Source organism: Croceivirga lutea (genome assembly GCF_014235875.1).
Lineage (GTDB): Bacteria > Bacteroidota > Bacteroidia > Flavobacteriales > Flavobacteriaceae > Croceivirga > Croceivirga lutea.
In genome coordinates, this window is sequence record NZ_JACJUK010000001.1 from 691,833 (window position 1) to 716,294 (window position 24,462).

27 protein-coding genes and 1 pseudogene are annotated in these 24,462 nt (G+C 32.5%); 18 read left to right on the plus strand and 10 right to left on the minus strand.

What is annotated here, in order from left to right:
* Nucleotides 1-100: 100 nt before the first annotated feature.
* From H5V42_RS03240 to H5V42_RS03250, 3 genes are all read right to left on the minus strand, one after another.
* Nucleotides 101-565: an archease gene (locus H5V42_RS03240; RefSeq protein ID WP_185781680.1), complete on the minus strand. Its 465-nt coding sequence runs from the start codon at nt 563-565 to the stop codon at nt 101-103.
* 95 nt (nt 566-660) lie between these two features.
* Nucleotides 661-873, minus strand: a complete 213-nt coding sequence (locus tag H5V42_RS03245) for a dodecin family protein (protein WP_185781681.1) — start codon at nt 871-873, stop codon at nt 661-663.
* A gap of 20 nt (nt 874-893) precedes the next feature.
* Nucleotides 894-1,448, minus strand: a complete 555-nt coding sequence (locus tag H5V42_RS03250) for a nicotinate-nucleotide adenylyltransferase (protein ID WP_241731816.1) — start codon at nt 1,446-1,448, stop codon at nt 894-896.
* Between the two features lie 489 nt (nt 1,449-1,937).
* Between H5V42_RS03250 and H5V42_RS03255 the strand changes: the two genes are divergently transcribed.
* On the plus strand, nt 1,938-2,315 hold the full coding sequence (locus H5V42_RS03255; RefSeq protein WP_185781682.1) for a response regulator transcription factor: 378 nt from the start codon (nt 1,938-1,940) through the stop codon (nt 2,313-2,315).
* A gap of 699 nt (nt 2,316-3,014) precedes the next feature.
* Here H5V42_RS03255 and H5V42_RS03260 read toward each other — a convergent pair.
* The 6 genes from H5V42_RS03260 to H5V42_RS03285 form a co-directional block, all read right to left on the minus strand.
* Nucleotides 3,015-4,085 carry a response regulator gene (locus H5V42_RS03260; RefSeq protein WP_185781683.1) on the minus strand — a complete coding sequence of 357 codons (1,071 nt, stop codon included), beginning with the start codon at nt 4,083-4,085 and terminating at the stop codon, nt 3,015-3,017.
* A gap of 10 nt (nt 4,086-4,095) precedes the next feature.
* Nucleotides 4,096-5,712, minus strand: coding sequence for a sensor histidine kinase (locus H5V42_RS03265; RefSeq protein ID WP_185781684.1), 1,617 nt, complete (start codon nt 5,710-5,712; stop codon nt 4,096-4,098).
* A 505-nt stretch (nt 5,713-6,217) separates the two neighbouring features.
* Nucleotides 6,218-6,685, minus strand: coding sequence for an Hsp20/alpha crystallin family protein (locus H5V42_RS03270; protein WP_185781685.1), 468 nt, complete (start codon nt 6,683-6,685; stop codon nt 6,218-6,220).
* Nucleotides 6,686-6,970: 285 nt separating this feature from the next.
* Complete coding sequence (locus H5V42_RS03275; protein WP_185781686.1) at nt 6,971-7,732, minus strand: SDR family NAD(P)-dependent oxidoreductase; 762 nt, start codon at nt 7,730-7,732, stop codon at nt 6,971-6,973.
* A 3-nt stretch (nt 7,733-7,735) separates the two neighbouring features.
* Nucleotides 7,736-8,371 carry a WG repeat-containing protein gene (locus H5V42_RS03280; RefSeq protein ID WP_185781687.1) on the minus strand — a complete coding sequence of 212 codons (636 nt, stop codon included), beginning with the start codon at nt 8,369-8,371 and terminating at the stop codon, nt 7,736-7,738.
* 56 nt (nt 8,372-8,427) lie between these two features.
* Nucleotides 8,428-8,880 carry a DUF2267 domain-containing protein gene (locus H5V42_RS03285; RefSeq protein ID WP_185781688.1) on the minus strand — a complete coding sequence of 151 codons (453 nt, stop codon included), beginning with the start codon at nt 8,878-8,880 and terminating at the stop codon, nt 8,428-8,430.
* 122 nt (nt 8,881-9,002) lie between these two features.
* Between H5V42_RS03285 and H5V42_RS03290 the strand changes: the two genes are divergently transcribed.
* Both H5V42_RS03290 and H5V42_RS03295 read left to right on the plus strand, forming a co-directional pair.
* A complete protein-coding gene (locus H5V42_RS03290; RefSeq protein ID WP_185781689.1) occupies nt 9,003-9,314 on the plus strand; it encodes an HPF/RaiA family ribosome-associated protein in 312 nt (103 codons plus the stop codon).
* Nucleotide 9,315: 1 nt separating this feature from the next.
* Nucleotides 9,316-10,140: a universal stress protein gene (locus tag H5V42_RS03295; protein WP_185781690.1), complete on the plus strand. Its 825-nt coding sequence runs from the start codon at nt 9,316-9,318 to the stop codon at nt 10,138-10,140.
* A gap of 1 nt (nt 10,141) precedes the next feature.
* Here the strand turns inward: H5V42_RS03295 and H5V42_RS03300 are convergent, their stop codons facing one another.
* Nucleotides 10,142-10,546, minus strand: coding sequence for a hypothetical protein (locus tag H5V42_RS03300; RefSeq protein WP_185781691.1), 405 nt, complete (start codon nt 10,544-10,546; stop codon nt 10,142-10,144).
* An 89-nt stretch (nt 10,547-10,635) separates the two neighbouring features.
* Here H5V42_RS03300 and H5V42_RS03305 point away from each other — a divergent pair, with 89 nt between their 5' ends.
* The 15 genes and pseudogenes from H5V42_RS03305 (at nt 10,636) to H5V42_RS03375 (ending at nt 24,388) form a co-directional block, all read left to right on the plus strand.
* A complete protein-coding gene (locus H5V42_RS03305) occupies nt 10,636-11,775 on the plus strand; it encodes a PAS domain-containing sensor histidine kinase (RefSeq protein ID WP_185781692.1) in 1,140 nt (379 codons plus the stop codon).
* Between the two features lie 12 nt (nt 11,776-11,787).
* Nucleotides 11,788-12,171, plus strand: a pseudogene (locus H5V42_RS03310) (response regulator transcription factor); the annotation flags it as partial.
* A gap of 490 nt (nt 12,172-12,661) precedes the next feature.
* The gene (locus H5V42_RS03315) at nt 12,662-13,495 is read left to right on the plus strand and encodes a universal stress protein (RefSeq protein WP_185781694.1); all 834 of its coding nucleotides are present in this window, start codon (nt 12,662-12,664) and stop codon (nt 13,493-13,495) included.
* A 197-nt stretch (nt 13,496-13,692) separates the two neighbouring features.
* A complete protein-coding gene (locus tag H5V42_RS03320; protein ID WP_185781695.1) occupies nt 13,693-14,544 on the plus strand; it encodes a universal stress protein in 852 nt (283 codons plus the stop codon).
* A gap of 98 nt (nt 14,545-14,642) precedes the next feature.
* Nucleotides 14,643-15,488: a universal stress protein gene (locus tag H5V42_RS03325; RefSeq protein ID WP_185781696.1), complete on the plus strand. Its 846-nt coding sequence runs from the start codon at nt 14,643-14,645 to the stop codon at nt 15,486-15,488.
* 18 nt (nt 15,489-15,506) lie between these two features.
* Nucleotides 15,507-16,352 carry a universal stress protein gene (locus H5V42_RS03330; RefSeq protein ID WP_185781697.1) on the plus strand — a complete coding sequence of 282 codons (846 nt, stop codon included), beginning with the start codon at nt 15,507-15,509 and terminating at the stop codon, nt 16,350-16,352.
* A gap of 204 nt (nt 16,353-16,556) precedes the next feature.
* Nucleotides 16,557-17,393, plus strand: coding sequence for a universal stress protein (locus H5V42_RS03335; RefSeq protein ID WP_185781698.1), 837 nt, complete (start codon nt 16,557-16,559; stop codon nt 17,391-17,393).
* 336 nt (nt 17,394-17,729) lie between these two features.
* Nucleotides 17,730-18,566: a universal stress protein gene (locus H5V42_RS03340; protein WP_185781699.1), complete on the plus strand. Its 837-nt coding sequence runs from the start codon at nt 17,730-17,732 to the stop codon at nt 18,564-18,566.
* A gap of 10 nt (nt 18,567-18,576) precedes the next feature.
* Complete coding sequence (locus tag H5V42_RS03345) at nt 18,577-19,425, plus strand: universal stress protein (RefSeq protein ID WP_185781700.1); 849 nt, start codon at nt 18,577-18,579, stop codon at nt 19,423-19,425.
* A 62-nt stretch (nt 19,426-19,487) separates the two neighbouring features.
* Entirely contained in the window at nt 19,488-20,330 is an 843-nt protein-coding gene (locus tag H5V42_RS03350) for a universal stress protein (RefSeq protein ID WP_185781701.1), read from the plus strand.
* Between the two features lie 15 nt (nt 20,331-20,345).
* The gene (locus H5V42_RS03355) at nt 20,346-20,750 is read left to right on the plus strand and encodes a hypothetical protein (RefSeq protein ID WP_185781702.1); all 405 of its coding nucleotides are present in this window, start codon (nt 20,346-20,348) and stop codon (nt 20,748-20,750) included.
* 29 nt (nt 20,751-20,779) lie between these two features.
* A complete protein-coding gene (locus tag H5V42_RS03360) occupies nt 20,780-21,679 on the plus strand; it encodes a mechanosensitive ion channel family protein (RefSeq protein WP_185781703.1) in 900 nt (299 codons plus the stop codon).
* Between the two features lies 1 nt (nt 21,680).
* Complete coding sequence (locus H5V42_RS03365; RefSeq protein WP_185781704.1) at nt 21,681-22,526, plus strand: ATP cone domain-containing protein; 846 nt, start codon at nt 21,681-21,683, stop codon at nt 22,524-22,526.
* A gap of 1 nt (nt 22,527) precedes the next feature.
* Nucleotides 22,528-23,898, plus strand: coding sequence for an MBL fold metallo-hydrolase RNA specificity domain-containing protein (locus tag H5V42_RS03370; RefSeq protein ID WP_185781705.1), 1,371 nt, complete (start codon nt 22,528-22,530; stop codon nt 23,896-23,898).
* 70 nt (nt 23,899-23,968) lie between these two features.
* Nucleotides 23,969-24,388: a hypothetical protein gene (locus tag H5V42_RS03375; RefSeq protein WP_185781706.1), complete on the plus strand. Its 420-nt coding sequence runs from the start codon at nt 23,969-23,971 to the stop codon at nt 24,386-24,388.
* Nucleotides 24,389-24,462: the final 74 nt, after the last annotated feature.

A 24,462-nucleotide genomic window follows, 5' to 3' on the forward strand; every position in this document is an offset into this window, starting at 1 on the left:
ACTATGAGCAAAATCATGCTACCAAAATTTACCATTTAGGTACTCGAAGCTGAGGTATTATTGTGGTGAAATTGCTAAACTTAAATTTTCAAGCTTGTGCTTAGTTAATTTTTCTATGAAAAATAAGCGTGCATTTCCATTCACCATTTTTGGCTATTAAGTTGCAATCCTTGCTAGTAACAGGTTGTATTCTAGTAGCAACGTTATCATACCAAATTCCGAATAGTTGCCCTACAAGTCTGTTACTATTTATCTCTTTAATATTTATATAATAAAAAATAGAATTATATAGCGTATTTATCTTTAACACCTCATTTAATAAGGATATTAATAAGCCTTCCGGATTATTTGCGGTTAGTTCTAGGTTAACAATACAATCTGAGTGGCAAGCCGCACTACAAGCACCGGGTTTAATTATTTGAGCCATTTCTTCCAGTGCCCTATTAAAAAGATGCTGTAAGGTGTTACCTCCAATTTCAATTTGTAGTAAAGGTAATTTAGATTTTCGATGCTGATGCAACCTACGTTTCTTAAAACTTGGTTTTGTAATGGCTTTATTACCCATCTTATTAAAACTTTATATGGTGCCTTTAAAAATTGTGTATACAAAGAGAATATTCGTGAAAAACAATTTCACGAATATTCTTATTAAAAGCTTAATTAAATATGTGGATCCATTATACCAAAAGTAACCTTAGTAGTTACCCGGTATTGAACAATGACATTTTCTTCTACCACTACCTGCATATCTTGTACATAGACAGATTTTATGTTCTTTACAGTTTTTGAGGCCTCTTTAATAACGTTTCTTACGGCGTCTTCAAAACTGATTTTTGAATTACCCATGACCTCTATTACTTTTAATACTGACATGATTTTTAGTTTTTTATTGATTATAAAAATGTTCCTGTTTCATCCACTTTGACCCTTAATACTTTGTCACCATTCTCTAGTTTAAGCTTATACTTCTTAGTAGAGCCTTTTGTATCATGATACTGTACTAAGTAAATATCCTTAGTTATTGTCCACTCTGGGAACCGATCTAATACAGCTTTCTTTACTACATCAGGAAGGTTGACATTCTTGTATTTTTCGGCTGTACGTAGCAACTTCCCATCTTTATCATAGGCGGCAAGAATTTTACCTTCAGGAATAAAGAAATTAATCTGGTATAAATCGTAGTCATCTTGATAGAACTCTGAGTCTTTAACATTAAAAGCAGCAACTTTACGCTGCAATAGTTCAACCGGAAGTGAAGCTACCTCACCCGTGTTCATATTATTCAAATATTTGTAATTCGTAGCATAAACCGTAACCTCCGATAACTGTTCAGTTTTTATGATTTGTGCAAAAGTTTGAGTGGTCAGCCCAAGTAAAATAAGACCTAAAACCATTTTTTTCATTATTTCAATATTTAGATTAATAATTAGACGTAACATAGAACCCATACTGGTTCTTTTAAGCTAAATTATCGCTAACGAGCTGGCACTACAATGACTTGAATCAGTCAGACATTAGGAAGAAATTATGAGAGTAATTGACTTAAATAGTGTTGGTTAGCAGTACCTCATGTTTAATTTTATCTTTTATTTTAAAAAATTAACATTGGAATATTTCAAGTATGTGGATAGTGAAAATTGTTATTGAAAAAATCTTCTGATTTCAATCAATTCCTCAGCTCTAGTAGCGTATAAAAATTCTAATTACATCACTTTAAATTTGAGTTATTTAGTTCTTCTAGAGTTAATTATTCATGTTAAAAATGAATACATAATTTGCTCTAAATATGCTCAGTTTTAAAATTGATTTTTGAATTCATCTAGTTTAATCTATGCTAAAAAAAATAGGTAGTTGTCAACTATTTTGAAATACTTTTCTTACAGAGATTATGTGAAAAATTTAGTACTTTCAGTAACCCGAAATTTGATATCGTAATTATGCCGACTATATTGGTTATTGACGACAATAGAACCATACAGGAGAATACAGTTGAATTTCTAGAAATGGAAGGCTTTTACGCTATTACAGCCAATAATGGTAAAGATGGTTTTGACAAAATATGTAAATATAAGCCTGATCTAATTGTTTGTGATTTACTAATGCCTGAAATGGGAGGATTAGAATTACTTACGAAATTGGGCTCTCATACTGAACTTAAACATATACCAGTAATAATTTTTAGTGCTAAAAGCGAGAAAATGGATATTTCAAAAGGTATGGATTTTGGTGCTTATGATTATATAGTTAAGCCATCTGATTTAGAAGATTTACTAGCTTCAATAAAAAAATGTTTCCAACAAAACCAAATTAGTTAAGTAGTATACTAATACATGTATAAATAGAAAATACGCTACATTCTACTTGAATCTACATGTATGTAAACCAATTTTAATTATTACTCTTATTTAACACTATTCAAAGAAAAAAACTCCAAAAATGACCTAGGTCATTTTTTAGGTTGTATACATGGCATATATTCGCTCTATAGTTATTAAAGTATTAGTTCTTTGAAAATAAAAAATAGGTGTTTTAATGTAGCAATACCCTGAAGCACCAAAGAAGGTATCACAAATGTGTATAATCTTGTGGTAAGCCAGTTTACCCAGCAATAGGTGATTTGAGTGAGCTACTTTAAGTGAAATATACAAATGCAATACCTTCTTGGAACCAGGGCATTTAAGCCCTGGTTTCTTTTCAAAAAACTAAGTAATATAAGTTTATATACCATTAGGCATGTAGGCTAAGTAAAGCGAGTAGTTTTGGCAATCTACCTATTGAACTTTTATAATATTTTAGCAATAATTTGTCGTAAAGGCTTAATTGAACGCATTGACAATTTCTAACGCTTTATGGAAAACAGGAAGTTGAAACTTCCTGTTTTTTTTTATATTTTTAGTAAACCCTTTATTGAATTATGTAGTTGTATATTTTAACTTCTCCTAGAAAACAACATAACTTGAACTTTACCTTTAAATAGAAAGGTATTGGTGAACTATTCTGCAACTAAGAAAACCTTATCCAAATTCGGCAATCGCTTCTAAATCATCTTTACGTAATAGAATAATTTTTCTACCCTTGTCTGTGGTTATGATACCTTCATCTTTAAATTCAGATAAAGTTCTAATTGCTGTTTCTGTGGCAGTACCTATGAGACCGGCAAAATCTTCTCGCGGTATTCCGGCTCCTCCGTCAGGTGTGTCTAATATAATACCCTTATCATAAAGATCTAATAGTGCTCTGGCTGCCCTTTGTCTTACTGGTGCAAAGGCCATAGCTACTAATTTTTTTTGCACATCTATTAGATTGTTAGAGACCATTTCAATAAATTTCTTACTAACCATTGGGCTGCTATAAAGTAATTTTAAAAAATCTTCTTTTGGAATGGCACATAACTCTGCATGCTCTAAAATAACAGCATTTTCAACATATTGGCCATTGGTATTTAAAAGTGATAATTGGCCAATAAAATCTCCTGGTCCAAAGAGTCCGGTTACCAATTCCTTTCCAGCTTCTGTACCCTTATAAGTCTTAACACTGCCACTTTCAATAAAATATAGAGCATTAGCACGGTCACCTTCCCAAAATACTATTTCTTTTTTTTCATAAGATTTTACTTCGTGATCTTTAGAAAGATCTTCTAATTCAACGTAATCAGATACCGTTTCAAGAAATGAATTAAGACCTTTAAGTGTTCTTGTAATTGTCTTTTTTAAAGACTCATTCTTTTTTAATCTGCTCGAAATAGCATTAAGCAATTCTTTCTCTTGAAAAGGTTTGGTTAAATAATCATCAGCCCCAAGATTCATTCCTGTTCTAATATCAAAAGGGTTAGATTTTGCGGTTAAAAAAATAAAAGGGATACTAGACGTACCATCGTCTAGACTTAAATTTTGCAAAACCTCATAACCATCCATTTCTGGCATCATAATATCACAAAGAATTAAGTCAGGCTTGAATTGTTTAGCGCGAATAACACCTACACTACCATTTTCAGCCGTGAATACCTGGTAGTCTGCAAGTTCTAAAATATCTGCCGTATTCTCTCTAACATCAATATTGTCTTCAATTAGTAATATTTTTTTCATGATAATAATATTATGGCGTGTTCAGTGATAACGGCAAAGCCAGTTGAAATGAACTGCCTGTACCTATTTCACTTTTGAATGTAATTTTTCCCCCTAGCAACTCTGTATATTGCTTTACAATGTGCAAACCAAGGCCGGTACCTTGTAAGTTAATAACGTTAGATGCACGAAAAAACCGCTCGAATAAATGATATTGTTCATCTTGTGGTATACCCATACCCTTATCTGTAATGGTAATTAAAACCCTATCTAGTTGTTGCCGTATTTTGATAAAAATCTTTTGTCCTTCTTCAGAGTATTTAATAGCATTAGATAAAAGATTAATAAGAATATGCGTTAAAAGTTTAGAATCTTGAAACAACATAAGTTCTGTATTGCTGTGTTTTAATTGAATCTGTTGTCCTAACTTTTTTGTAGGCAAAACCTCTTGTATGACCAATTTTACCAAATTAAATAACTCAAAAGATTTTGGTTTTGCGCGGATAATGCCTTCATCTAATTTATCAAGCGATAAAAAATCGTTGAGAATTACAACCAGATAGTTTACGTTAGATCGAATACGTTCTACATGCTTAAGTCTTCTTTTTTCTTTACCGGTTTCATTTTGTTTACTTATAAGAATAGCTGACGATAGTATAGCACTTAAAGGCGTTCTAAACTCATGAGAAGCTATTGCGATAAATCGTGATTTTAATTCGTTTAAATTTTGTTCAGCATACAAGGCCGCTTCTAATTTCTCTTGAAGTCTTTTTTGATGAGTTATGTTATTAAAAACCAAAAGTGCCCGCTGATTTTCTTTTTCTTGAGTCTGCAGCGGGGTTGTTTGTAAAGAGTAATGCTGCCCTCGAAACGATACTTCATCCTCAACCAATTCTCCTTTAAGGGTAGCTTCAACATCTCTTTTGATTTTTGCAAGTTCTATGTTTGAAAATATTGTGATTTGGCTCAAATTATGGTTAATGAATTCAGATTTCTTGAGTCCCATTCTATCAAGCTCTTCACCATCAATGTAAATAAGTTCTAGACTGTTGTTAAATACCATAATTGCGCTCCGAGGAAATTTCTGTACAATTGCGGTCAAAAACATTCTGCTTTCATGCATCTTACTTTCCGCTTTCTGAGTAATGGCCATTTGGCTCTCAAGAGCTAGATTAGTTTCGACCAAATTTTTAATGGTATCTTGTAGTTCTTGAGTGTGGTATTTAACCTTTGCTTTTAATGTTTTTGGTAATCTATCGAGCTTTTTTTGGTTTTTCTTTAATTCAGTAATATCTGTCCCAGAACATATAATACCCTTAACGTTGCCGTCTACATCTTTAAGTAAAGAGTTGCTCCACTGAATTAGTTTACAATTGTTTTCTTTTGTTACTATCCAATTCTCATAAATAGCCGGTGGCTTAATTATGCCTTTTATAATTTGATCAAAAAGAAAGGTCAGTTTCTTTTGCTCATTTTTTGGAATACAATGATAAAACCAGTTCTTACCCAAGATTTCATGGCGCGCATATCCAAGAATATCGCAGCCCTTTTGGTTAATTAATTCTACAGCGTAATCAGAATTAATTACCACAAATAAACAGGCTGCTGTATCTAAATAACTAAAAAGCGTACGGTCTTCTATTTCCATTGCTACGAATATTACCCTTAGGCTTCATGAATAAATAGTATTTCAATTCTCTTTCTACAATGACGAGTTATATTACGAATACCGTTTTTTGTAATTTTAAATACGTGGAGTGTCTATAATCGGTGGTATTCCTTTAAAGATAATTTAATTATTGTAGTATTGATATGACATTTGTCAGGCTATCTTCAATAGCAATAAAAAACTTTATTTAACGCTTTGCAGCAATATTTTTCTCAAAAAGTATAGTACCACAAGAAGAGTTTATTAAGAAAATTCTCTCGAAAAATTGATTATTTAAAAATACTGAAACTTTGGTTTTTTAAATACCCATTCTATGGCATAGCATTACGTTTTTAAAACAAAAGAGGTTTACAATTTTTTACAGTAAACTAGGCGTCCCTGAACTAAAAATTTTAAAAACAAAGCCCTCTACCAATTGCTTTGATATATGGAAAATTGAGGCAATTGGTTGGAGGGTTTGCTATAGCGTTATACCATTTTGCTTTTATACAATCGGTACTTTTTTGGGAGGTAACTTTTTAGCCTCTTTTTTCTTTTCTAAATTAAAACTCAAGATACCGTCTTTATAAGAGGCTTCAATAGCTTCTTGCTTTACACTTTTAGGCAGTTGTAAAGAGCGTTCAAAAGAATTGTAGCTAAACTCTCTACGAGTAAAATTTTCATCTTTTTCTTCTTCAGAAGTTGATCTTTCTGCCGTAATGTTAAGGCAACCATCATCAATGGTCACTTCAAAATCTTTTTTGGCAAATCCGGGGGCCGCTAATTCAATTTCAAATTTGTCATTACTTTCTTTAATATTTAAGGCGGGTTCAGAAACGTTTCCGTTCCAAAAACCGTCTGGCAAAATATCTTGCCCCCAACCACGATTATCAAAGAAGTTATCCACATCAAAAAAATCTTGAGAAATTAGATTGCTAAAAGGTCTTCTCCTTTTAAATTTTACAAGTGACATAACAGTATTATTTAAAGGTTAAACATATTTTTATTATGTCTAATGTACGTTTGAGTAATAGGCACAACAATGATTTGGGTCAGTAGAAAACATTGTTTAGTGCTAATTTTTAGGCCTTAAAAGCTTATGTAAAATACTATTAGTACCAAAACCATATGAGTTAAACAAATTAGGTGCAACTGTATTGTAAATGGTTTTCACCGTGGTCATAGATTTTTGAAATCGAATAAAATTTACTCTAAGTATCTATAGTAGATAATTACTGTTGCTTATTATCTAATTTCATTATCCGGCCAACATTCCACCATCAATCAAGTGAGTGCATCCTGTTATAAATTTACTTTGCTCAGAAGCTAAGAATAGTACGGTTTGGGCTATTTCTTTTGATTCTGCATAACGCCCAAAAGGTACTGCCGACTCAAAGCCCGATTTTGCCTGATTAGGATTTTCTGGAGAAATATCTTTTTCAATTCTCCTCATCATCTCATTATTCACTGGACCTGGATGTATGGTATTAACACGTATTTTTCTGGATGCAAATTCTAGAGCTGCAGAACGCATTATACCAACAACAGCATGTTTACTTGCTACATAGGGTGCTAAACCTTCAAAACCCTTTAAACCTGCTACAGATGAAGTGATGATTACACTACCCCCATCATTCATTTTAGGAATTACTTCTTGGCAACCCAGCCACACTCCTTTTAAGTTAATTGCCATTACCCTATCAAATATTTCTTCTGGATATTCAGAAATTGGTCTTGATGTTCCTTCTATCCCGGCATTATTAAAAAAAATATCAATTTTACCAAAGGCATCCAGTACATAACTAACATATTTTTTTACCTCTGAACATTTAGAAACGTCAGCCTTAAAGGTTAGAAGTTTAGATGTATTAAAATATTTTTCTGCTTTTTTTAAGCCTTTGATATCAATGTCAACTAAGGCTACATTAGCACCTTCTTCTAAAAATAGTTTTGCTGTTGCCAACCCAATACCATTAGCACCACCAGTTATAATGGCCACTTTACCTTTTAAGCTATTCATACTCTAGTTGTTTAATGTCAATTTTCTAATTTCCCATCCGCTGTCTACATGATAAACGGCTACCAGTCCTGCATTCAGCATTTTGGCACCAATAAAAGGGAGCTTGTAACGTTTTTTGGTCATTTGAATACCTTGTCTTCTGTCGTAATACTCCACTATTTCTCCTGAGGTATTGAGTAACACATCAAAGAACTTAAAATCATAAATATTCAATTTAAACTCATTTTGGCCTCTAAGTGTTTTATCAAATAAAACACCAGTAGTGTAACCGTCTTTAAAGTGATAAACATTCAATAATGTAGGTTCAAGTATAACATTACCCTCTGTGTCTATAAAACCAAATACAGAAACGCCATCTTCAACTTTTTTGGTGATGATACATCTACCATCTTTAAACATTGGGTAGGCAATTGCAGAAACATCTGTTTTTGTTGAATCCGCATTCTTGGTCCAGTAAATATCATCTCTAAAATCGATAACCATATTACCATCTTTATTAATAAAGGCCCATTGATTTCCCTTACGAACGGCGGCCATACCCTCACTAAAAGGAGCTATTTGTTCAATACCATCTAAAGTTTGTGATTGTAAAAAACCAGAGATTACAATTGTAATTGAAAGGAGAAGTATTTTTTTCATGATGTTTTATTTTTCGTAAAAAAGTTATTATAGATATTATATAATGTTGGCTTTGATTAAAACTTTACATCTGGATAAATCATTCTTTTCAAGTCTTTTGGAAGTCCACTTCGGATGTCTTCTAATTCACCAAACGATACATACTTTCGCAAATAAATAAAGGTGGTATTCACATAAAGTTCGGCTGCCTCATTAGTATACCCAAAATCATTGACGGCAACTGGCCAATCGCGTTCTTTTACCAAATTGAGGAAGTCTGCCATATTTTTAACCTTGGGTTTTTTCTTTGTCATATTCCAACCGTTCACATAAATAGCTTTAATAAACATTGGTAGTTGTGCAATAAATTGTAGTGATTCTTCTGGCGGAATAATTTCTCTAAGGGCATGCATAATTGCAATGAATATTCTACCTGCTTTTTCAGTGTCTTCACCAAAGTTCATTTCTTTGGCATAATCCTTTAAAAAGGTATTTCCCTGCGTTGCATATTGATTAAAATCAAGTGCCATAACTACTGCTTTTAAAGTACCTATAAAATTGGTGAACCAATATGCAAGCTGAAATGACCTAGATCATTTTAAAAAAAGTAAATCCATAATAGTTTAGAGTTTTAATTTAAAAATTAAGAAGAATGACCTTTAATATTCAATTCCAAAAAATGCCGGAAAGTGAATCTTTACGAGATCGCATAATGCTAAACTTAGAGAAGCTGGCTAATAGATATAGTTTTATAATTAATGCTCAAGTATTGTTTAAGCAAGAGAACAATTCAAAAGGAAAAGGAAAAATATGTGAGATTGAGCTAAGCGGACCCGGTCCAAGACTATTTGCCAAATCAGATACTGATGATTTTGAAAAAGCTGCCGCCGAAACGCTAAAAGAATTAGAAAGGCAATTGAGAAAACGAAAAGAAACGTTCAGCAAAAAGAAAAAAATTAATTAACATGCAACATATACTAGTGCCTGTAGATTTTTCGCAAACCTCTGCATACGCCCTTGAAGTAGCGGCTACAATAGCCAAAAAACAAAAGGCGACCCTTTCTGTAATACACATGCTAGGTCTTTCTGAAGCAGTACTTACTAAAGACGAAACACAAGAATATGATGAGGCCAAATATTATATGGAGCTTGCTAAAAAAAGATTTAAAGAATTTCTAAATAAGCCCTATTTAAAAGGTCTTAAAGTCTATGAAATAGTACAGAACTACAAAATATTTAGTGAACTAAATAATGTAGCCAAAGAACATAAAATAGATCTTATAGTAATGGGATCACACGGTGCAAGTGGTTTTAGTGGCTTTTTTGTGGGATCCAATACAGAGAAAGTTGTACGAACTTCTGATGTACCCGTATTGGTTATTAAAGAGCAAATGCCAGACTTTAACTTAAATAAGATATTGTTTGGATGCAATTTTGATGAGGAAAACATACTCGCTTTTAAAAAAGCTAAGCAACTTGCTAAACTGTTCTCTGCAGCTTTTAAACCCATTTACATTAATCTACCAAGCGAAGGTTTTAAAAGTACTTTAGAAAGTGAAAAGCACATATCTGATTTCCTATTTAAGGCTGGTGAATCAGATACAACTGTTGCAATTTATAACGATTACAATGTAGAGAGAGGCCTATTTAATTACAGTCAAAAAAATGGTATTGATGCTATTGCTATACCAACGCACGGTCGTAAAGGCCTTTCACATTTTTTCGTGGGAAGTATTGGTGAAGATGTAGCAAACCACGCCACCTTACCAGTTTTGACTATTAAAATCTAAATTAATCTCTAAATAAAATTTTAATGTTTCCTAAAAGAACTAATTCAGATTTATTGGTTTTAGAAAAAGAATTTGCAATAGCATCTGCCGTGTATAGAATTAAATTCTTGATATGTACTGGAAAAAGCTTGGGATGGTCTTTATAAAACTCCTTAAAAAATTCAAAACCTTGTGCACTACTCATGTCATATTCCATAGCCCAATCAAAAACGGTTTCTATTTGATAGGCAGCATCAGAATGATAACGGTCTTCAATATCATCAACATCAAGCCAATTGTCTCTTACAATCAGTCTAAGTTTTTCGAGCTCCTTTTTATGAACTGTACCATCAGCCATAGCAACTGCAAAGAACAATTTGCCGAGATTTTGGTAAAGTTCAATACCTACTTTTTGAAAATGCTCCATAACTGATATGTTTAAAAACTACTCAAAAATAAGATGATGTTATTAGCCTCAATATGATTAAAATCAGTAATTAACCTTAACTTTAAACTATGCATGTGTTTCAGAAAAACAGCAATATTTTTCATTTGCTATCAGAAGGGGTATCTGAAGGCATTATAGTGGTAAACACCAAACAACAAATTGTGGCCACTAACTCATCTGCCAACGAAATGTTTGGCTATGAAAAAGAAGAACTATTAGACAAATCTATAGACACCGTTATTCCCAAAAGATACCATACAGACCATAACAAACACGTAGATAAATTTATTCTTAAAAGTGAAAAGCGTTCAATGGGGCAAGGCCGAGAACTTTACGGGGTAAAAAAAAATGGACAAGAATTCCCTGTAGAGGCTGGGTTAAACCCTTTTAAACTCTATGGCTCTACCTATGTTATGGCGTTAATAACAGATATAACCGAGCGCAAAAATTACACAGAAAATCTAGAGAGAATAGTTCAAGAACGCACTAAACAACTAACTGAAGCCTTAGCCAAAGAAAAAGAGCTCAGTGAACTAAAAACCCGTTTTCTGTCTTTGGTTTCTCATGAATTTAAAACACCGCTAAGTAGTATTTTAACCTCTGTTACTTTATTAGGCAAATACACCAAAACCGATGAACAAAAAAAGCGTGATAAACATGTTAACACCATTCGTAATAAGGTCATGTATCTAGATACTATTTTAAACGACTTTCTTTCTATAGAACGATTAGATTCAGGGAAAATGCACTACAAGTTAGAAGAATTTCCATTGAGTAAATTGGTCAACGAAGTTATTTATGATGCCAACATGTTACTTAAACCGGGGCAGCAAATTAAGTATCCTGAAAACATAGACGACTTAATAATCAAATTTGACGAAAAAACCTTAGAATTGGGGTTGTCAAATCTTATTTACAACGCCATAAAATATTCTCCTGAAGATACCACGATAGAAGTAATCGTCAACAGGAAAACAACAAACTTAGAAATCTGTGTAAAAGACGAAGGTATTGGTATCCCCAAAAAAGACCAGAAACACATTTTTGACCGGTATTTTAGAGCAGAAAACGCTCTTCTAACACAAGGTACTGGTATTGGTTTAAACATTGCAAAACAGCATTTGAAAAATCTTGACGCAACACTTGATTTTTCTAGCGTAGAAAACCAAGGCTCTACATTTACCATTACTATTCCACTAGAAATTTAAACCTTTGGGAAAATGAAAAAAATTCTGTTGATAGAAGATGACCGTGCCCTACGAGAAAACACGGCTGAACTCTTAGAACTTTATGGATACAAGGTACGTACAGCAGCGAATGGGATGGATGGTTTAAAGTATGCTCAAGAATCACCTCCAGATATTATTTTATGTGACATTTTAATGCCCAAAATGAATGGTTACAGTGTATTGCAAGAGTTAGCTTTTGATAATAATACTAGACATATTCCGTTCATTTTTCTTTCTGCAAAAACAGAGCTAAAAGAGATTAGAAAAGGAATAAACTTAGGCGCAGACGACTACTTAACTAAACCGTTTGATGAAAACGACTTACTTAATGCCATTGAAAACTGTTTATCCAAAACAAAACTTTTATCAAAAAAATTAAAACAGCTACCCTTCAAAGTAATTCTCTAAAGAAATTAGCACATTTAATAAATTGAAATTGTCTTTTAACTAACCTACTATTTAATAAAACTTAAGAAAAGGCTTTAGGTAAGTGTGAAAGATGTACGCTATAAGAGCATTTTTAATATAAAGTGTCAACTACAGCAATAGCCTCAACGCATCGCAAAAAAAACCTAAAACGTAATTACAATTTCTTCGCACTTTAACCGTATAAACGAAAAACCCGCATTCACTTTACGGTATTACCCAACCAAATTAAGTATCCTAATTCTCAGAAGTATCATTTGTGCTTAATAGCGAAAATCAAAGAAGATTTAAAAAAGTTTAATAATCAAAAAATAGATTATAAAATATTTAAGGTAACAATACGAAATAATTGAAAATTATTTTATTTTTCGTTTATGATTAATGTCATGGATAATCGTTAATGAGGCTAATAAATTTGTAGCGAAGTGCAATTTTAAGCATGAAAACCATACTAATCCCTACAGACTTTTCTGAAAACTCATGGAATGCCTTGGTATACGCCCTTAAGTTTTTCAGAGATTATGAATGTATAGTTTACATACTTCATGTGGGCTCTATAGCTCAATCATCAACATTAGGTAATTCCTTCGCTTTTCCTAACGAACCTATATCGCCTGATTTACGAAAAAAGTTGAATGCCTTGTTTCAGCGAATACGTAAACTACCAAAAAATAAAAATCATCGATTTATAGCTTTACAGGAATATGGCAATTTTGTTAATGCCTTAAGAAAAGTAGTGTCAGATAAGAAAATTGACCTCATTGTAATGGGCACTAAAGGAGCTTCTGGCATAAAAAAAACTGTTGTTGGTAGTAACACAGGGGATGTTATCACCAAGATACAATGTAATGTTCTTGTAATTCCTGAAAAAGCAGAATTCAACCTAATACAAGAAGTTACCTTTGCTACAGATTACAACTTGTTTTATACCAATGCAATTCTTGAATGCTTGACTGATATTTTGAATACAACAAACGCACAACTTCAAGTGCTTCAAATTCTAAAATCTGGACAAACCATTTTAAAAAACCAAAAGGAAAACAAAGACTTTCTTTTCAATTTTCTAAATGAAACGGTGCCTAAAATAACAAGTCATGAAATCACCAACGAAAATACCATTAAGGGAATTCAAGAGTTTATGGCTGAGCACAACATTGGTCTGTTAATTATGGCAGCAAAAAACCTAAATTTTCTACAACAATTATTTTTTGACTCTACCATAGAAAAATTAAGTTTTCAAATTAAGATTCCTTTATGGGTATTGCATGAATAAATACTATCAAAAGGGTAATCTAACTGACCCTAATCATAATCTATAAATGTTAGGCTATATAGATTTACACTAAATTCTATTGAAAAGCTTAAAAATTACCTAGACCAAAAATAAAAATGTAATCATTGCTTATTTGCCGGGAGAAATTCATTTAGGTCTTGGAGAATAACAAATAGAATTCTTTAAGATTATTAATTATGATTAACATTCTTTTACCTACAGATTTTTCAGAGACTTCAAAAAATGCGATAATCTACGCCACAAAATTATACCCTAATAAACCCTGTAATTTCTTTATAGTATTTATAAATAGTAATGGTCTGCAATATTTTCAGAAACCAGTTCATCTTCTTGGTACCAATTTATTGGTTGAAAAAAGCTCAATTTCTGTGGATGAAATGTTGTTAGAACTTGAAACCGATTTAAAAACGCTACCTACATTGCATAAAAATCATCAATTGTCTGTTTTTCAGATAAAGAATACCTTTCTTAATTCAATTCGAAATCTTATAAATACCCATAAAATTGACCTTATTTTAATGGGTACAAAAGGAGCTTCAACACTAAAAGAATTATTTATGGGAAGTTCAACAGGAGATGTTATAACTAAAGTAGAATGCAATGTTTTGGCAATTCCAAATAAAGTAAGTTTCAAAAGGTTTACTACTGTGGTCTTTGCAACAGATTTAACCTTAGATTATCCTGATAAAATTTATGAAAACCTGAAGAATTTTCTAGATTCCAAAGAAATAGATATTCATTTATTACATGTAAGTTACCCAAACAAAACCTTAACAAACAAACAAAATCTTAACAAAGCAGCAATAATTGATAGGTTATCAAACCTTTTCAATAAAACGGTCAATTTTAGCACTGTTTATCATAAAAATGTAGAGGATGCCATCCGTATTTTTTCTCAAAGTGTGCATGCAAATCTCATAGTAATGGTATCTAAAAATTATGGTTTTTTCCAGAAACAATTTTTAGACACTACGGTTGAAGAGGTAGGTTTTGAAACTAAAATTCCTTTGCTATCTCTTCAATCATGATTTAAGATATTTCTCTGACCCAGAAGCCTTCTACTGATATACGTCATAGTATAACTGTTAAGTACAAAATACATTTGGTTAAATCTATATCAACGCATATGCGAACAGTTTTGATTCCTACTGATTTTTCCACCAACGCTAGACATGCTATTGATTATGCACTGCTTTTACATAAGAATGAACCAACTATTTTTTATTTTTTGCATGCTTATGCAGACAAAGTCTACAGCACTTTAAAAAGTGATGGAAATGGTAATATAGTAACACAGAAAAAAGTAATTAAGCAACATACAGAGCTTAAGTTAAATAAGCTAGTAACCGAAATTAAATCAAAGACAAATAATCCAAAACATACATATGAAGCTGTTTTAGCTTTTGAGTCATTAGTTGATGTGGTAAACGATTTTGTAAAACAAATCGATGTAGATTTAATAATCATGGGTACTCAAGGCCAAACGAGTAACAAAAAAATAACCTTTGGCAGTAACACCGTACAGGTTTTTAAGTACGTACAATGCCCTGTATTAGCAGTTCCAGAAGATTACATTTTTGAACAACCTAAAAAAGTTTTATTCCCAACAGATTATATGTTACCCTATAAGCTTAGAGAACTAAAATTGTTACGTGATATTGCGGTAGCATTTAAATCAGAAGTACACTGCCTTTATATCTCAGACTTTGAGAATTTGAGTCAGCGACAATTAAAAAACCAAAAGTATATTCTAGATGTGTTGTATGATGCCAACCTGTTTTTTGACCGAATTCCATCAAAACATAGGGTTGAAGCAATATTAAAGCATGTTACAAACAAAGAAATAGACATTTTGGTAATGATTAATTCTCGTCATTCTTTTTTAGAAGATATGCTATACCGCTCTACAGTAGATGAATTGGGCCTGAATATAAAAACTCCGTTTCTAGTGATGCAAAATTTACCCCGCTAGCAATTAAAACATTCCATTATGAAACGAATTTTACTACCAACAGATTTCTCAGACAATGCCTGGAACGCCATCTTTACGGCGTTAAAGCTATATGCTAACATGGAGTGTCAATTTTATCTCTTACATGCCTATGAACCAAAGTCAATTAACCTGTTGGGGCGAAAAAGCCAAAAAAGATTAGGTTTTATCTATGACTCACTTTCTCAGAGTTCTGAAAAAGAGTTAAAAAAAATCTTAGCCTATTTACATGAAAATCATAAGAATGCAAAACATACATTTGAATCTATTTCAACTGCAAGTTCTTTAGAAGAAGCTGTGGTTAATAGTACAATAAATAGCGATATAGACATGATAATAATGGGCACACAAGGTGCAACAGGCGCAAAAGAAATATTTCTTGGAAGCAATACCGTGAAAGTGCTTAAAAAAATAAATAAACTTCCTATCATAGTAGTACCCGAAGCTTACAATTTTCAAAAGCTCAAAAAGGTAATCTTTCCTACAGATTATATTAAGAGCTACGAAAAGTTTGCTTTGCATCCACTAATAGAACTAGTAACCCTTTGGAAGTCAAAACTGCATATTCTTCACATTACAAGTGAAAATGTATTAAATGCCACACAACAAACGAATAAGAAAATCTTGCAAGAGCGTTTGTTTTCTTTACAAAACAGCTTCGAAAATGTAGCGTTTAATTCTAATATTGCTCATAGCCTAGAGAAATATTTGGTAGATAATGAAACACAGTTGATGGCCATAATAAGACACCATCATTCATTTTGGGAAAAGCTCATTGGCGAACCCGTAATAAAAAAGGTAGCATTTCATACCTCAGTGCCCGTTTTAATGCTTCCTGAAGATTAAAGAGTAATTACATTATTTAAAATAAAAACACAACATATTTTAGTGTGTACAGATTTCTCTGAGAATGCTTATGATGCTAGTGTTTTGTCATTAATTTTTGAAATTAGAGTAAATTGAGTACCCGCTTTGTTGCCTGTATGATTTAAATCATAAGTAGTCATAGACTCAAAGTTTACTTTTAGAAAAAATTTAAAACCAACGTAGATGAAACATGTTCTAATCCCCACAGATTTCTCCGATAACGCATGGAACGCAATCCGTTATGGAATGGAGCTGTTTAAAAAGTCGAAGTGTACTTTTTATTTATTGCATGTTAGTCCAATTTCGCCAAATATTGGTGAGGCCGCTAAACATGCACCTAAAGAGGTTTTAGATGATAACCTATTGAAAGATAGCTGGGAAAAAATAGAAAATGTTTTACACAAAATTGAAAGTCTTCCGTTCAACACAAAACATACTTTTGAGACCTTAGTTCATTATGGCTATTTTTCAGATACCATAAAGCAAGTGGTTTTAGCAAAGAAAATAGATTTAATAATTATGGGCACAAAAGGGGCCAGCGGTTTAAAAGCTACAATCATAGGTAGTAATACAGGCAATGTACTTACCAAAGTTAAATGTCCTGTTTTAGCCATACCTGAAAATGCCCACTATAAAAAACCAAAAGAAATTGCTTTTCCTACAGACTTTAACTTGAACTACGATTTAAAAGTATTGGATGACATAAAAGAATTACTAGTTACACACAATGCTTCTTTAAGGGTACTTTACATTTCTAAAAAGGGAGAAGAACTTCTTGAACTACAACTAAAGAACAAAGAGTTCTTGTACGATTATTTTTCAGAGTTTGAGAGCACGTTTCACCAAGTTACCAGTGAAAAACTAGAAACTGCAGTACAATGTTTTACTGAAAGTAGAGATATCGATATTATAGTTATGGTTGCCAAAAATCTCAACTTTTTACAACGGATTTTATTTAAACCAACGGTGGAAAAAATTAGTTACCACACTAATGTTCCTTTTTTTGTAGTACATGAATAAAGATGTTTATAGGACTATGAAAATTTAAACGATTTAATGGTTTTTTAATATCCGTTTCTTTGCTATTCTAACACTTTTAGAAATATCTTTCATTTTAAACATTAATAGTAATCACCAAACCTGATTAGTATTACGCATGCAGACCGTACCAGTGTAAAATTCATAGGCTCAAAAAAGATATTTATAGCAGTGATGTCTGCAAAACCCTCTTTCTTCTTTTAAAGTAAATCAATTCTCAAGGCTTTTATAATAGGTGTAGTTACCTACTGACCTATATCATGGTTTAAATGGTCTTCCTCTAGTAGATTTAACAATCAAATTTAAAAATGAATGACTATGAAACGCATTCTGTTGCCTACTGATTTTTCAGATAATGCCTTTAACGCTATTAACTATGCCTTAGAACTCTTTAAAGATGTAGAATGTACCTTTTTCTTATTAAATATTTATACGCCACCTATATACCAAATGGAATATATAATGGGTAGCCCAAACCAATTAGAATTGGCTGATATATTGAAAGAGGCCTCATTAACCCAATTAGATAAGTTAAAGAAAAAGCTTGACCAGAATTTTAAAAACCCTAAACACCAATTTATTGTTCGTTCTGCCTTCAACACCCTAGTTAATGAAATAGAAGAAACTATAGAAAATGAGAATATTGATTATGTAATTATGGGCACCAAAGGTGCTACAGGAGCAAAAGAAATATTGTTTGGCACAAACACTGTTCATGTTATTAAAAGGGCTAAACGGCCTGTGATAGCAATACCACCTAATTTTTCATTTGAAGCTCCAAAAGAGATATTATTTCCTACAGACTATGAAATTAAATACCCTAAAGGAAAATTTGACCCTTTACTCCAACTTGCAAATCAATTTAAATCAAGAATCAATGTAATGCATGTTTCCACTGGCTACGAACTTTCTCCAAAACAAGTTAAAAATAGAGAAAGTCTCCAGCAATTGTTAGGCGATAAAGGACTATTCCATGATTTGCCCAATAACGAGATTATACAAGCGATAAATACTTTTCAATTAAGGGAAAAAATTAACCTTTTGGTTATGGTTCAAAACAAGCATACGTTTTTTGAGCGAATGTTCATTGAGCCTGTAATTAAGAAAATAGGGTTTCATATTAATGTACCTTTTATGGTAATACCTCATCTGTAATATTGAAGTAATGAAGAACATATTAGTTGCTACAGACTTCTCATACGATGCCTACAACGCACTTTTCTATATTACCAGATTAATGGCATCGAACCCTTGCACTCTTTACATTTTAAATGTGTATGAAGAGAACAAAACATTGAAAAATAAAAAATCAAAACTATTTGGAAGTAAAAATAATCTAACGTTTCTGCAAATACAGTCAAAAGAAATGCTGACAGAAACAAGACATAAAATAGTATTAGAAAATGGTAATTCTAAACATCAATTAGAAATTATTTCTGAATATGGAAATTTAACTAAGGTTATAAAAAATATTATTGACGCCTATGCTATTGATTTGGTAGTAATGGGCAGTAAAGGTACTACAGGTGCAGCTGAAATTTTCTTAGGAAGTAACACTATTAAAGTAGCCAAGAACATAACACAATGCCCTATTCTGGCAGTTCCTAAGCAAATAGATTATAAGACTCCAAAGACCATTGCTTTTGTAACAGACTTTAAAAATGGGTGTGGTAAAGAAACTCTTAAACCATTACTTTTTTTGGCATCGCTTACCAATGCAACTATAGTTGTAATGCATATTAACGAAGAAGAAATATTAAGCAGCTTACAAGAATCTTATAAGAAATTGTTGACCCTAAGCCTTGCTAATTTTAAGTTCAAATTTATTAAAGTACAAGACTATGCAAATAAAGCAGAGGTAATCAACACCTTTTTAGAGAAAGAGAATATTGACCTTTTCGCCATGATATATCATAAAAGAAGTTTATTCGAAAAATTGGTTAAAGAACCTGTAATTAAAAATGTGAACCTATATACTCACATTCCTTTTCTTATTCTAAACAATATGGATTAACAATAGTCTTTTTGACTTTTTTAAAGGCGTAAACATTTATTAAAAATCTTAATAACCTAAACATGACAAAGCGAATATTGATACCTACCGACTTTTCAAAAAATGCCTTGAATGCCGCCAGATTTGCTCTAGACTTGTATCTGAATCAGCAGTGTGAATTTTATTTTTTACATGTTTTTTATCCAAGAAACTTTACCACAAGTAAGCTATTTATACCTGAAGTAGGTAGTGAAGAATACGAAACGGCCAAAAGCAAAGCAGAAAATGGAATGAAAAAGTTTATTGAGATGCTAAAATTACATGGTAGTAGCTCTAACAAAACCTTTGTAACCATTATAGAATTCAATTATCTCTCTGAATCAATGAAAAATTTAATCGCAAAAAAAGACATTGATTTGGTCGTAATGGGAACCCAAGGCGCAACAAGTTCTAAAGGAATAATTTTCGGAAGCAATACCGTGCTTACCATAGAAAAAATTAGAGAATGCCCCATACTTGCCGTTCCAGCAGATTACCAATTTACCACGCTGAAAGAATTAGTATTTCCTACAGATTTTAAAGATGTTTTTAAACGTAAAGAGTTACAGTATCTCATGGAAATTGCTAAATGGCATAATGCTGCCGTTAGCGTATTGCATGTTTCTAAGAAGGATGCTTCACTCAATACAAAACAAAAAGACAATAAAATACTACTACAAGAAATTTTAGGTGATTTAAACCATAGTTTTCATACCCTCACCAACAACAGTGTGGCTGAAGGGCTTACCGCTTTTGTTGAAAGTAGAAAGAGTGATATGATTGCCTTTATAAACCGAAAACATTTCTTTTTTGGAAGTGTTTTCTCAAAACCATTAGTCAAAGAAATTGGTTATGATACAACAGTGCCAATATTGGCCCTACACTAAATAAATACAGAAAAAATGAAAAAAATAGGTATTTGGATGGACAAGCAAAAAGCACACATAATTCATCTAAAAGAAGAAGGAGAAGAATTTGAAACCATAAACTCTGAATTGGAGTTTTTTAAGCCAAAGGGTGGATCTAGAACCCCCTCCGCAAAATGGGGTCCGCAAGACGTTGTACAAGACAGTAAATATTTAGAGCGAGAAAAGCATCAGCTAAAAAACTATTTTGATAAACTATCTAAAGTAATCAGCAACGCTGATTCTATAGCCCTTTTTGGCCCTGCTGAAACCTGTGAAAAGTATCACAAAGAATTACTGCAAAACCATAAAGAACTTGCCGAGAAAGTAATAGCAATCAACAAAGCAGATAGTATGACAGAAAAGCAAACTATTGCACTAGTACGAGACTTTTTTCAATAGCAAGTTTAATTGGCTAAATACGCTAATACATGAACTCACTCCTAGACTTTTTAAAAGACCCATTGATTATCAAAGTACTAATACTACTGGGGTGGATTATCATTATTGTTGTGGCTATAGCCTTTCTGCGTAAACTTCTTAAAAAAAGAATAAATGATGCAGCCATACGCTACAAAGCTCAAAAAGGTGTAGAAGTTGCCGGTTATGTACTTATAGTACTAATGGTTTTACTATCGTTCACCGTAAAAAATTTAGAAGACTATACCATAATCATAGGCCTTTTTACTGCAGGTATAACATTTACACTACAAGAGTTAATACTTAGCATTGCCGGATCTTTTTATATTTTTTTTGTACGTGTCTATAAACCAGGTGATAGAATTGAAATCAATGGTATTAAAGGAGATGTTATCGACATAGACAGTATTTATACAACCCTTATGGAAATGGGAGAATGGGTAAGCAGTGATAATTATTCTGGACGCATAGTGAAAATCAGCAATGCTTTTGTATTCAAGGGTCCAATTAAAAATTATTCTATGGACTTCCCTTTTGTTTGGGACGAATTAAACATTCTTATAACCTATGACTCTAACATTGAGATTGCCAAAGAAATAGTAGTTGCTAAGGCAAACGAACTTTTATCAGCATACACTATAAATTCTGCAACTAAATGGAAAGAAATGGTAGAAAGGTATTACATAGAAAATGCCCAATTAGAACCAACTTTAGCCGTAGGCCTCACTGATAATTGGGTAGCATTAAACCTAAGATATATCACTGATTATAAATTAAGAAGAAATACCAAACACCAATTATTTGAACAGATAAAAAAAGCCATTTTAGAGACCCAGGGTACAGTAACCTTAGCCTCACAAACCCTTCAACTACTAAAAATACCAGAAATTGATGTACAACTAAAAAAATGATATGGGCAAAGAACAACTAATAAAGATTATAAAGTCATCTGGTGAAAAGGCCATGTTTTCTTTAGAAAAACTAAGAAACTCTTTAAAACATAGCGGTGCCGACCATGATTTAGTGGAACAAATAGTAGATAAGGTAAATGAAGAGATTTATGAAGGTATCTCTACAAAAGAAATTTATAACAGAGCCTTTGCCCTATTAAAGAAAAAGAAATCGGTATTTGCCTCTAAATACAAACTAAAAAAAGCAATTTACGAATTAGGCCCAACAGGATTTCCGTTCGAACGGTTTATAAGTGCGCTAGTTCAATACTCAGGCTACAGTGTAAGTGTAGATAAAACGGTTAATGGTAATTGCGTATCCCACGAAATTGATGTGATGGCTGAAAAAAACGATATCGTAATTCTAATGGAATGTAAATTTCATAGTGAGGAAGGCCGTAATTGCAATGTAAAAATTCCACTGTATATACATTCCCGTTACAATGATATAAAGGCCCATTGGGAAAGCAAGAAGAACCAATCTAAAAAGCTAGATGTGGGTTGGGTGGTTACCAATACACGTTTTACACAAGATGCCATTACGTATGGCAAATGTGTAGGTCTTTATTTATTAAGTTGGGATTATCCCACTAACGATGGCATAAAAGACCGTATAGACCGTTTGGGGCTATATCCTATTACAGTATCCACCCTTTTAAACAATAGAGAAAAACAATTTTTACTTAGTCGTGATGTGGTGTTGTGCAGACAGCTTTGGAAAGACAAATTTTTCTTAGACCATTTAGGAATTTCGCAAACGCGAAAAGAAAAAATTATGAACGAGATACAACAACTTTGCTACCAATAATATGAACACGGTTAAAATTCATTTTCTAGGAGCTTCGGGTACCGTTACGGGTTCCAAATTTTATCTAGACACGCCCGAGTTAAAAATAATGGTTGATTGCGGTATGTTTCAAGGTTTAAAAGAGCTTCGAGAATTGAACTGGAAACCCTTACCTATTGATGTTTCAAAATTAGATGTTGTATTGCTTACTCATGGGCATTTAGACCATACCGGTTACCTTCCCAGATTGGTCAAAGAAGGTTTTGGCGGTAAAATTATTGGCACAGCACCAACTCTAGCAATAGCCCGTATTATTTTGTTAGATAGTGCCAAAATACATGAAGAAGAAGCAGAACGGGCAAATGCCGAAGGGTATAGCAAGCACCAGCCTGCCCTACCCTTCTATACCATTAAAGAAGCTGAAAAAACTATAGAAAAGTTTCAGTACCAAAATAAAGACGAATGGATTTCGCTTTCCGAAAATATTCAGTTTAAATTTCGTTTTAATGGCCATATTATAGGAGCTACTTTTATTGAGTTGAATAGCTATGGAAAAATATTTGTTTTCTCTGGAGATATCGGCAGAACAGCTGATGTGTTGTTGGCACCACCAGATAAACCAGATTGGGCTGATTATCTTTTTCTAGAAAGCACTTACGGTAATAAATTACACCCTGTAGAAAACGTTAATAAAATCATTGCCCAGCTTGTAGCAAATACGGTAAATGAAAAAGGAACCCTTATAATACCATCATTTGCAGTAGAACGCTTACAAACTTTAATGTATACTTTATGGCAATTATACAAACAAAATAAGATACCAAATATTCCCATATTCATAGATAGCCCAATGGGTAATAATGTGTTAAAGGTTTTTGAGCAATTTCCAGAATGGCATCAATTGTCTATGAACGAATATCGTTCAATGCGTGAACATTTTAACATCATAGGCTCTTATGCTGATACTTGGAAAACCATAGACGACCCTAGACCCAAAATAGTCATTGCTGGTAGTGGTATGGTTACGGGTGGTAGAGTGCTGACCTATTTAAAACAACTCATGCATAAATCTACTACCACCGTTTTGTTGGTTGGCTATCAAGCAGAAGGCACAAGGGGTCGACAATTATTAGAAGGCGCACATGAACTTAAGATATTTGGAAAATATGTGCCCGTTAAGGCTAAAATTAGGCACCTCGATAGTTTTTCTGCTCATGCAGACCAGAACGAGTTATTGTCTTGGATAGAAAATATTAAAAATATTCCTGAATCGGTATTTCTTGTTCACGGTGAGCCCTTAGCATTAGACACTTTACGAGTTAAAGTTAAAGATGTTTTTGGCTGGCATGTACATATTCCAAAACTTAAAGAAATAAAAACTATAGTGGTTTAGCTTTCTGGTATGACCTATATCATTGTACCCTCACTAATTGTAATGTAGTTTACATTAAATAATAAGTACAATGTGGCAAGTCGTAACTAATACTAATCAAGTACAAAAGGTTGAAGACCTGCATTGGGAGATTCAGCATTTAAAGTCAAAAATTCAGTTTTTAGATAATGAGGTTCTTTTTTTGAAAAGACTGTTAGAATCTTATGTTTTTGAACCTAATACACTTAAGCTTTTTAAACGTTTTGAAGTTTTTAAAAGAGAGCTTACAAGAATTGATAAAATTAGATTAGAGTTAATTAACAATATCTCTAAACACGAGAATAATCTAGCCGGAATGTATGATTCTATTAACTCTTCTTGTGATAAATGGTCCTACCAAAAACATACTACCTTAAAAGGTGAAGTTGATGAAATTATCAACAAATTTCGAGAACTAAAGTCTAGTGTTTTTAATTATGCTCAAGGTATTTTAAAAAACCGAAGGCCTTAAATTAAAAAAAATAACACATTGTATTACAGGTGATTAATATCATTTTTACTATTAAGTGTGTAGTATAAATTTAT

Coding starts and splice junctions, on each gene's coding strand:
- H5V42_RS03240 (WP_185781680.1), bottom strand. CDS start 565: ATGGGTAATAAAGCCATTACAAAACCAAGTTTTAAGAAACGTAGGTTG.
- H5V42_RS03245 (WP_185781681.1), bottom strand. CDS start 873: ATGTCAGTATTAAAAGTAATAGAGGTCATGGGTAATTCAAAAATCAGT.
- H5V42_RS03250 (WP_241731816.1), bottom strand. CDS start 1,448: ATGGGTTCTATGTTACGTCTAATTATTAATCTAAATATTGAAATAATG.
- H5V42_RS03255 (WP_185781682.1), top strand. CDS start 1,938: ATGCCGACTATATTGGTTATTGACGACAATAGAACCATACAGGAGAAT.
- H5V42_RS03260 (WP_185781683.1), bottom strand. CDS start 4,085: ATGAAAAAAATATTACTAATTGAAGACAATATTGATGTTAGAGAGAAT.
- H5V42_RS03265 (WP_185781684.1), bottom strand. CDS start 5,712: ATGGAAATAGAAGACCGTACGCTTTTTAGTTATTTAGATACAGCAGCC.
- H5V42_RS03270 (WP_185781685.1), bottom strand. CDS start 6,685: ATGTCACTTGTAAAATTTAAAAGGAGAAGACCTTTTAGCAATCTAATT.
- H5V42_RS03275 (WP_185781686.1), bottom strand. CDS start 7,732: ATGAATAGCTTAAAAGGTAAAGTGGCCATTATAACTGGTGGTGCTAAT.
- H5V42_RS03280 (WP_185781687.1), bottom strand. CDS start 8,371: ATGAAAAAAATACTTCTCCTTTCAATTACAATTGTAATCTCTGGTTTT.
- H5V42_RS03285 (WP_185781688.1), bottom strand. CDS start 8,880: ATGGCACTTGATTTTAATCAATATGCAACGCAGGGAAATACCTTTTTA.
- H5V42_RS03290 (WP_185781689.1), top strand. CDS start 9,003: ATGACCTTTAATATTCAATTCCAAAAAATGCCGGAAAGTGAATCTTTA.
- H5V42_RS03295 (WP_185781690.1), top strand. CDS start 9,316: ATGCAACATATACTAGTGCCTGTAGATTTTTCGCAAACCTCTGCATAC.
- H5V42_RS03300 (WP_185781691.1), bottom strand. CDS start 10,546: ATGGAGCATTTTCAAAAAGTAGGTATTGAACTTTACCAAAATCTCGGC.
- H5V42_RS03305 (WP_185781692.1), top strand. CDS start 10,636: ATGCATGTGTTTCAGAAAAACAGCAATATTTTTCATTTGCTATCAGAA.
- H5V42_RS03315 (WP_185781694.1), top strand. CDS start 12,662: ATGAAAACCATACTAATCCCTACAGACTTTTCTGAAAACTCATGGAAT.
- H5V42_RS03320 (WP_185781695.1), top strand. CDS start 13,693: ATGATTAACATTCTTTTACCTACAGATTTTTCAGAGACTTCAAAAAAT.
- H5V42_RS03325 (WP_185781696.1), top strand. CDS start 14,643: ATGCGAACAGTTTTGATTCCTACTGATTTTTCCACCAACGCTAGACAT.
- H5V42_RS03330 (WP_185781697.1), top strand. CDS start 15,507: ATGAAACGAATTTTACTACCAACAGATTTCTCAGACAATGCCTGGAAC.
- H5V42_RS03335 (WP_185781698.1), top strand. CDS start 16,557: ATGAAACATGTTCTAATCCCCACAGATTTCTCCGATAACGCATGGAAC.
- H5V42_RS03340 (WP_185781699.1), top strand. CDS start 17,730: ATGAAACGCATTCTGTTGCCTACTGATTTTTCAGATAATGCCTTTAAC.
- H5V42_RS03345 (WP_185781700.1), top strand. CDS start 18,577: ATGAAGAACATATTAGTTGCTACAGACTTCTCATACGATGCCTACAAC.
- H5V42_RS03350 (WP_185781701.1), top strand. CDS start 19,488: ATGACAAAGCGAATATTGATACCTACCGACTTTTCAAAAAATGCCTTG.
- H5V42_RS03355 (WP_185781702.1), top strand. CDS start 20,346: ATGAAAAAAATAGGTATTTGGATGGACAAGCAAAAAGCACACATAATT.
- H5V42_RS03360 (WP_185781703.1), top strand. CDS start 20,780: ATGAACTCACTCCTAGACTTTTTAAAAGACCCATTGATTATCAAAGTA.
- H5V42_RS03365 (WP_185781704.1), top strand. CDS start 21,681: ATGGGCAAAGAACAACTAATAAAGATTATAAAGTCATCTGGTGAAAAG.
- H5V42_RS03370 (WP_185781705.1), top strand. CDS start 22,528: ATGAACACGGTTAAAATTCATTTTCTAGGAGCTTCGGGTACCGTTACG.
- H5V42_RS03375 (WP_185781706.1), top strand. CDS start 23,969: ATGTGGCAAGTCGTAACTAATACTAATCAAGTACAAAAGGTTGAAGAC.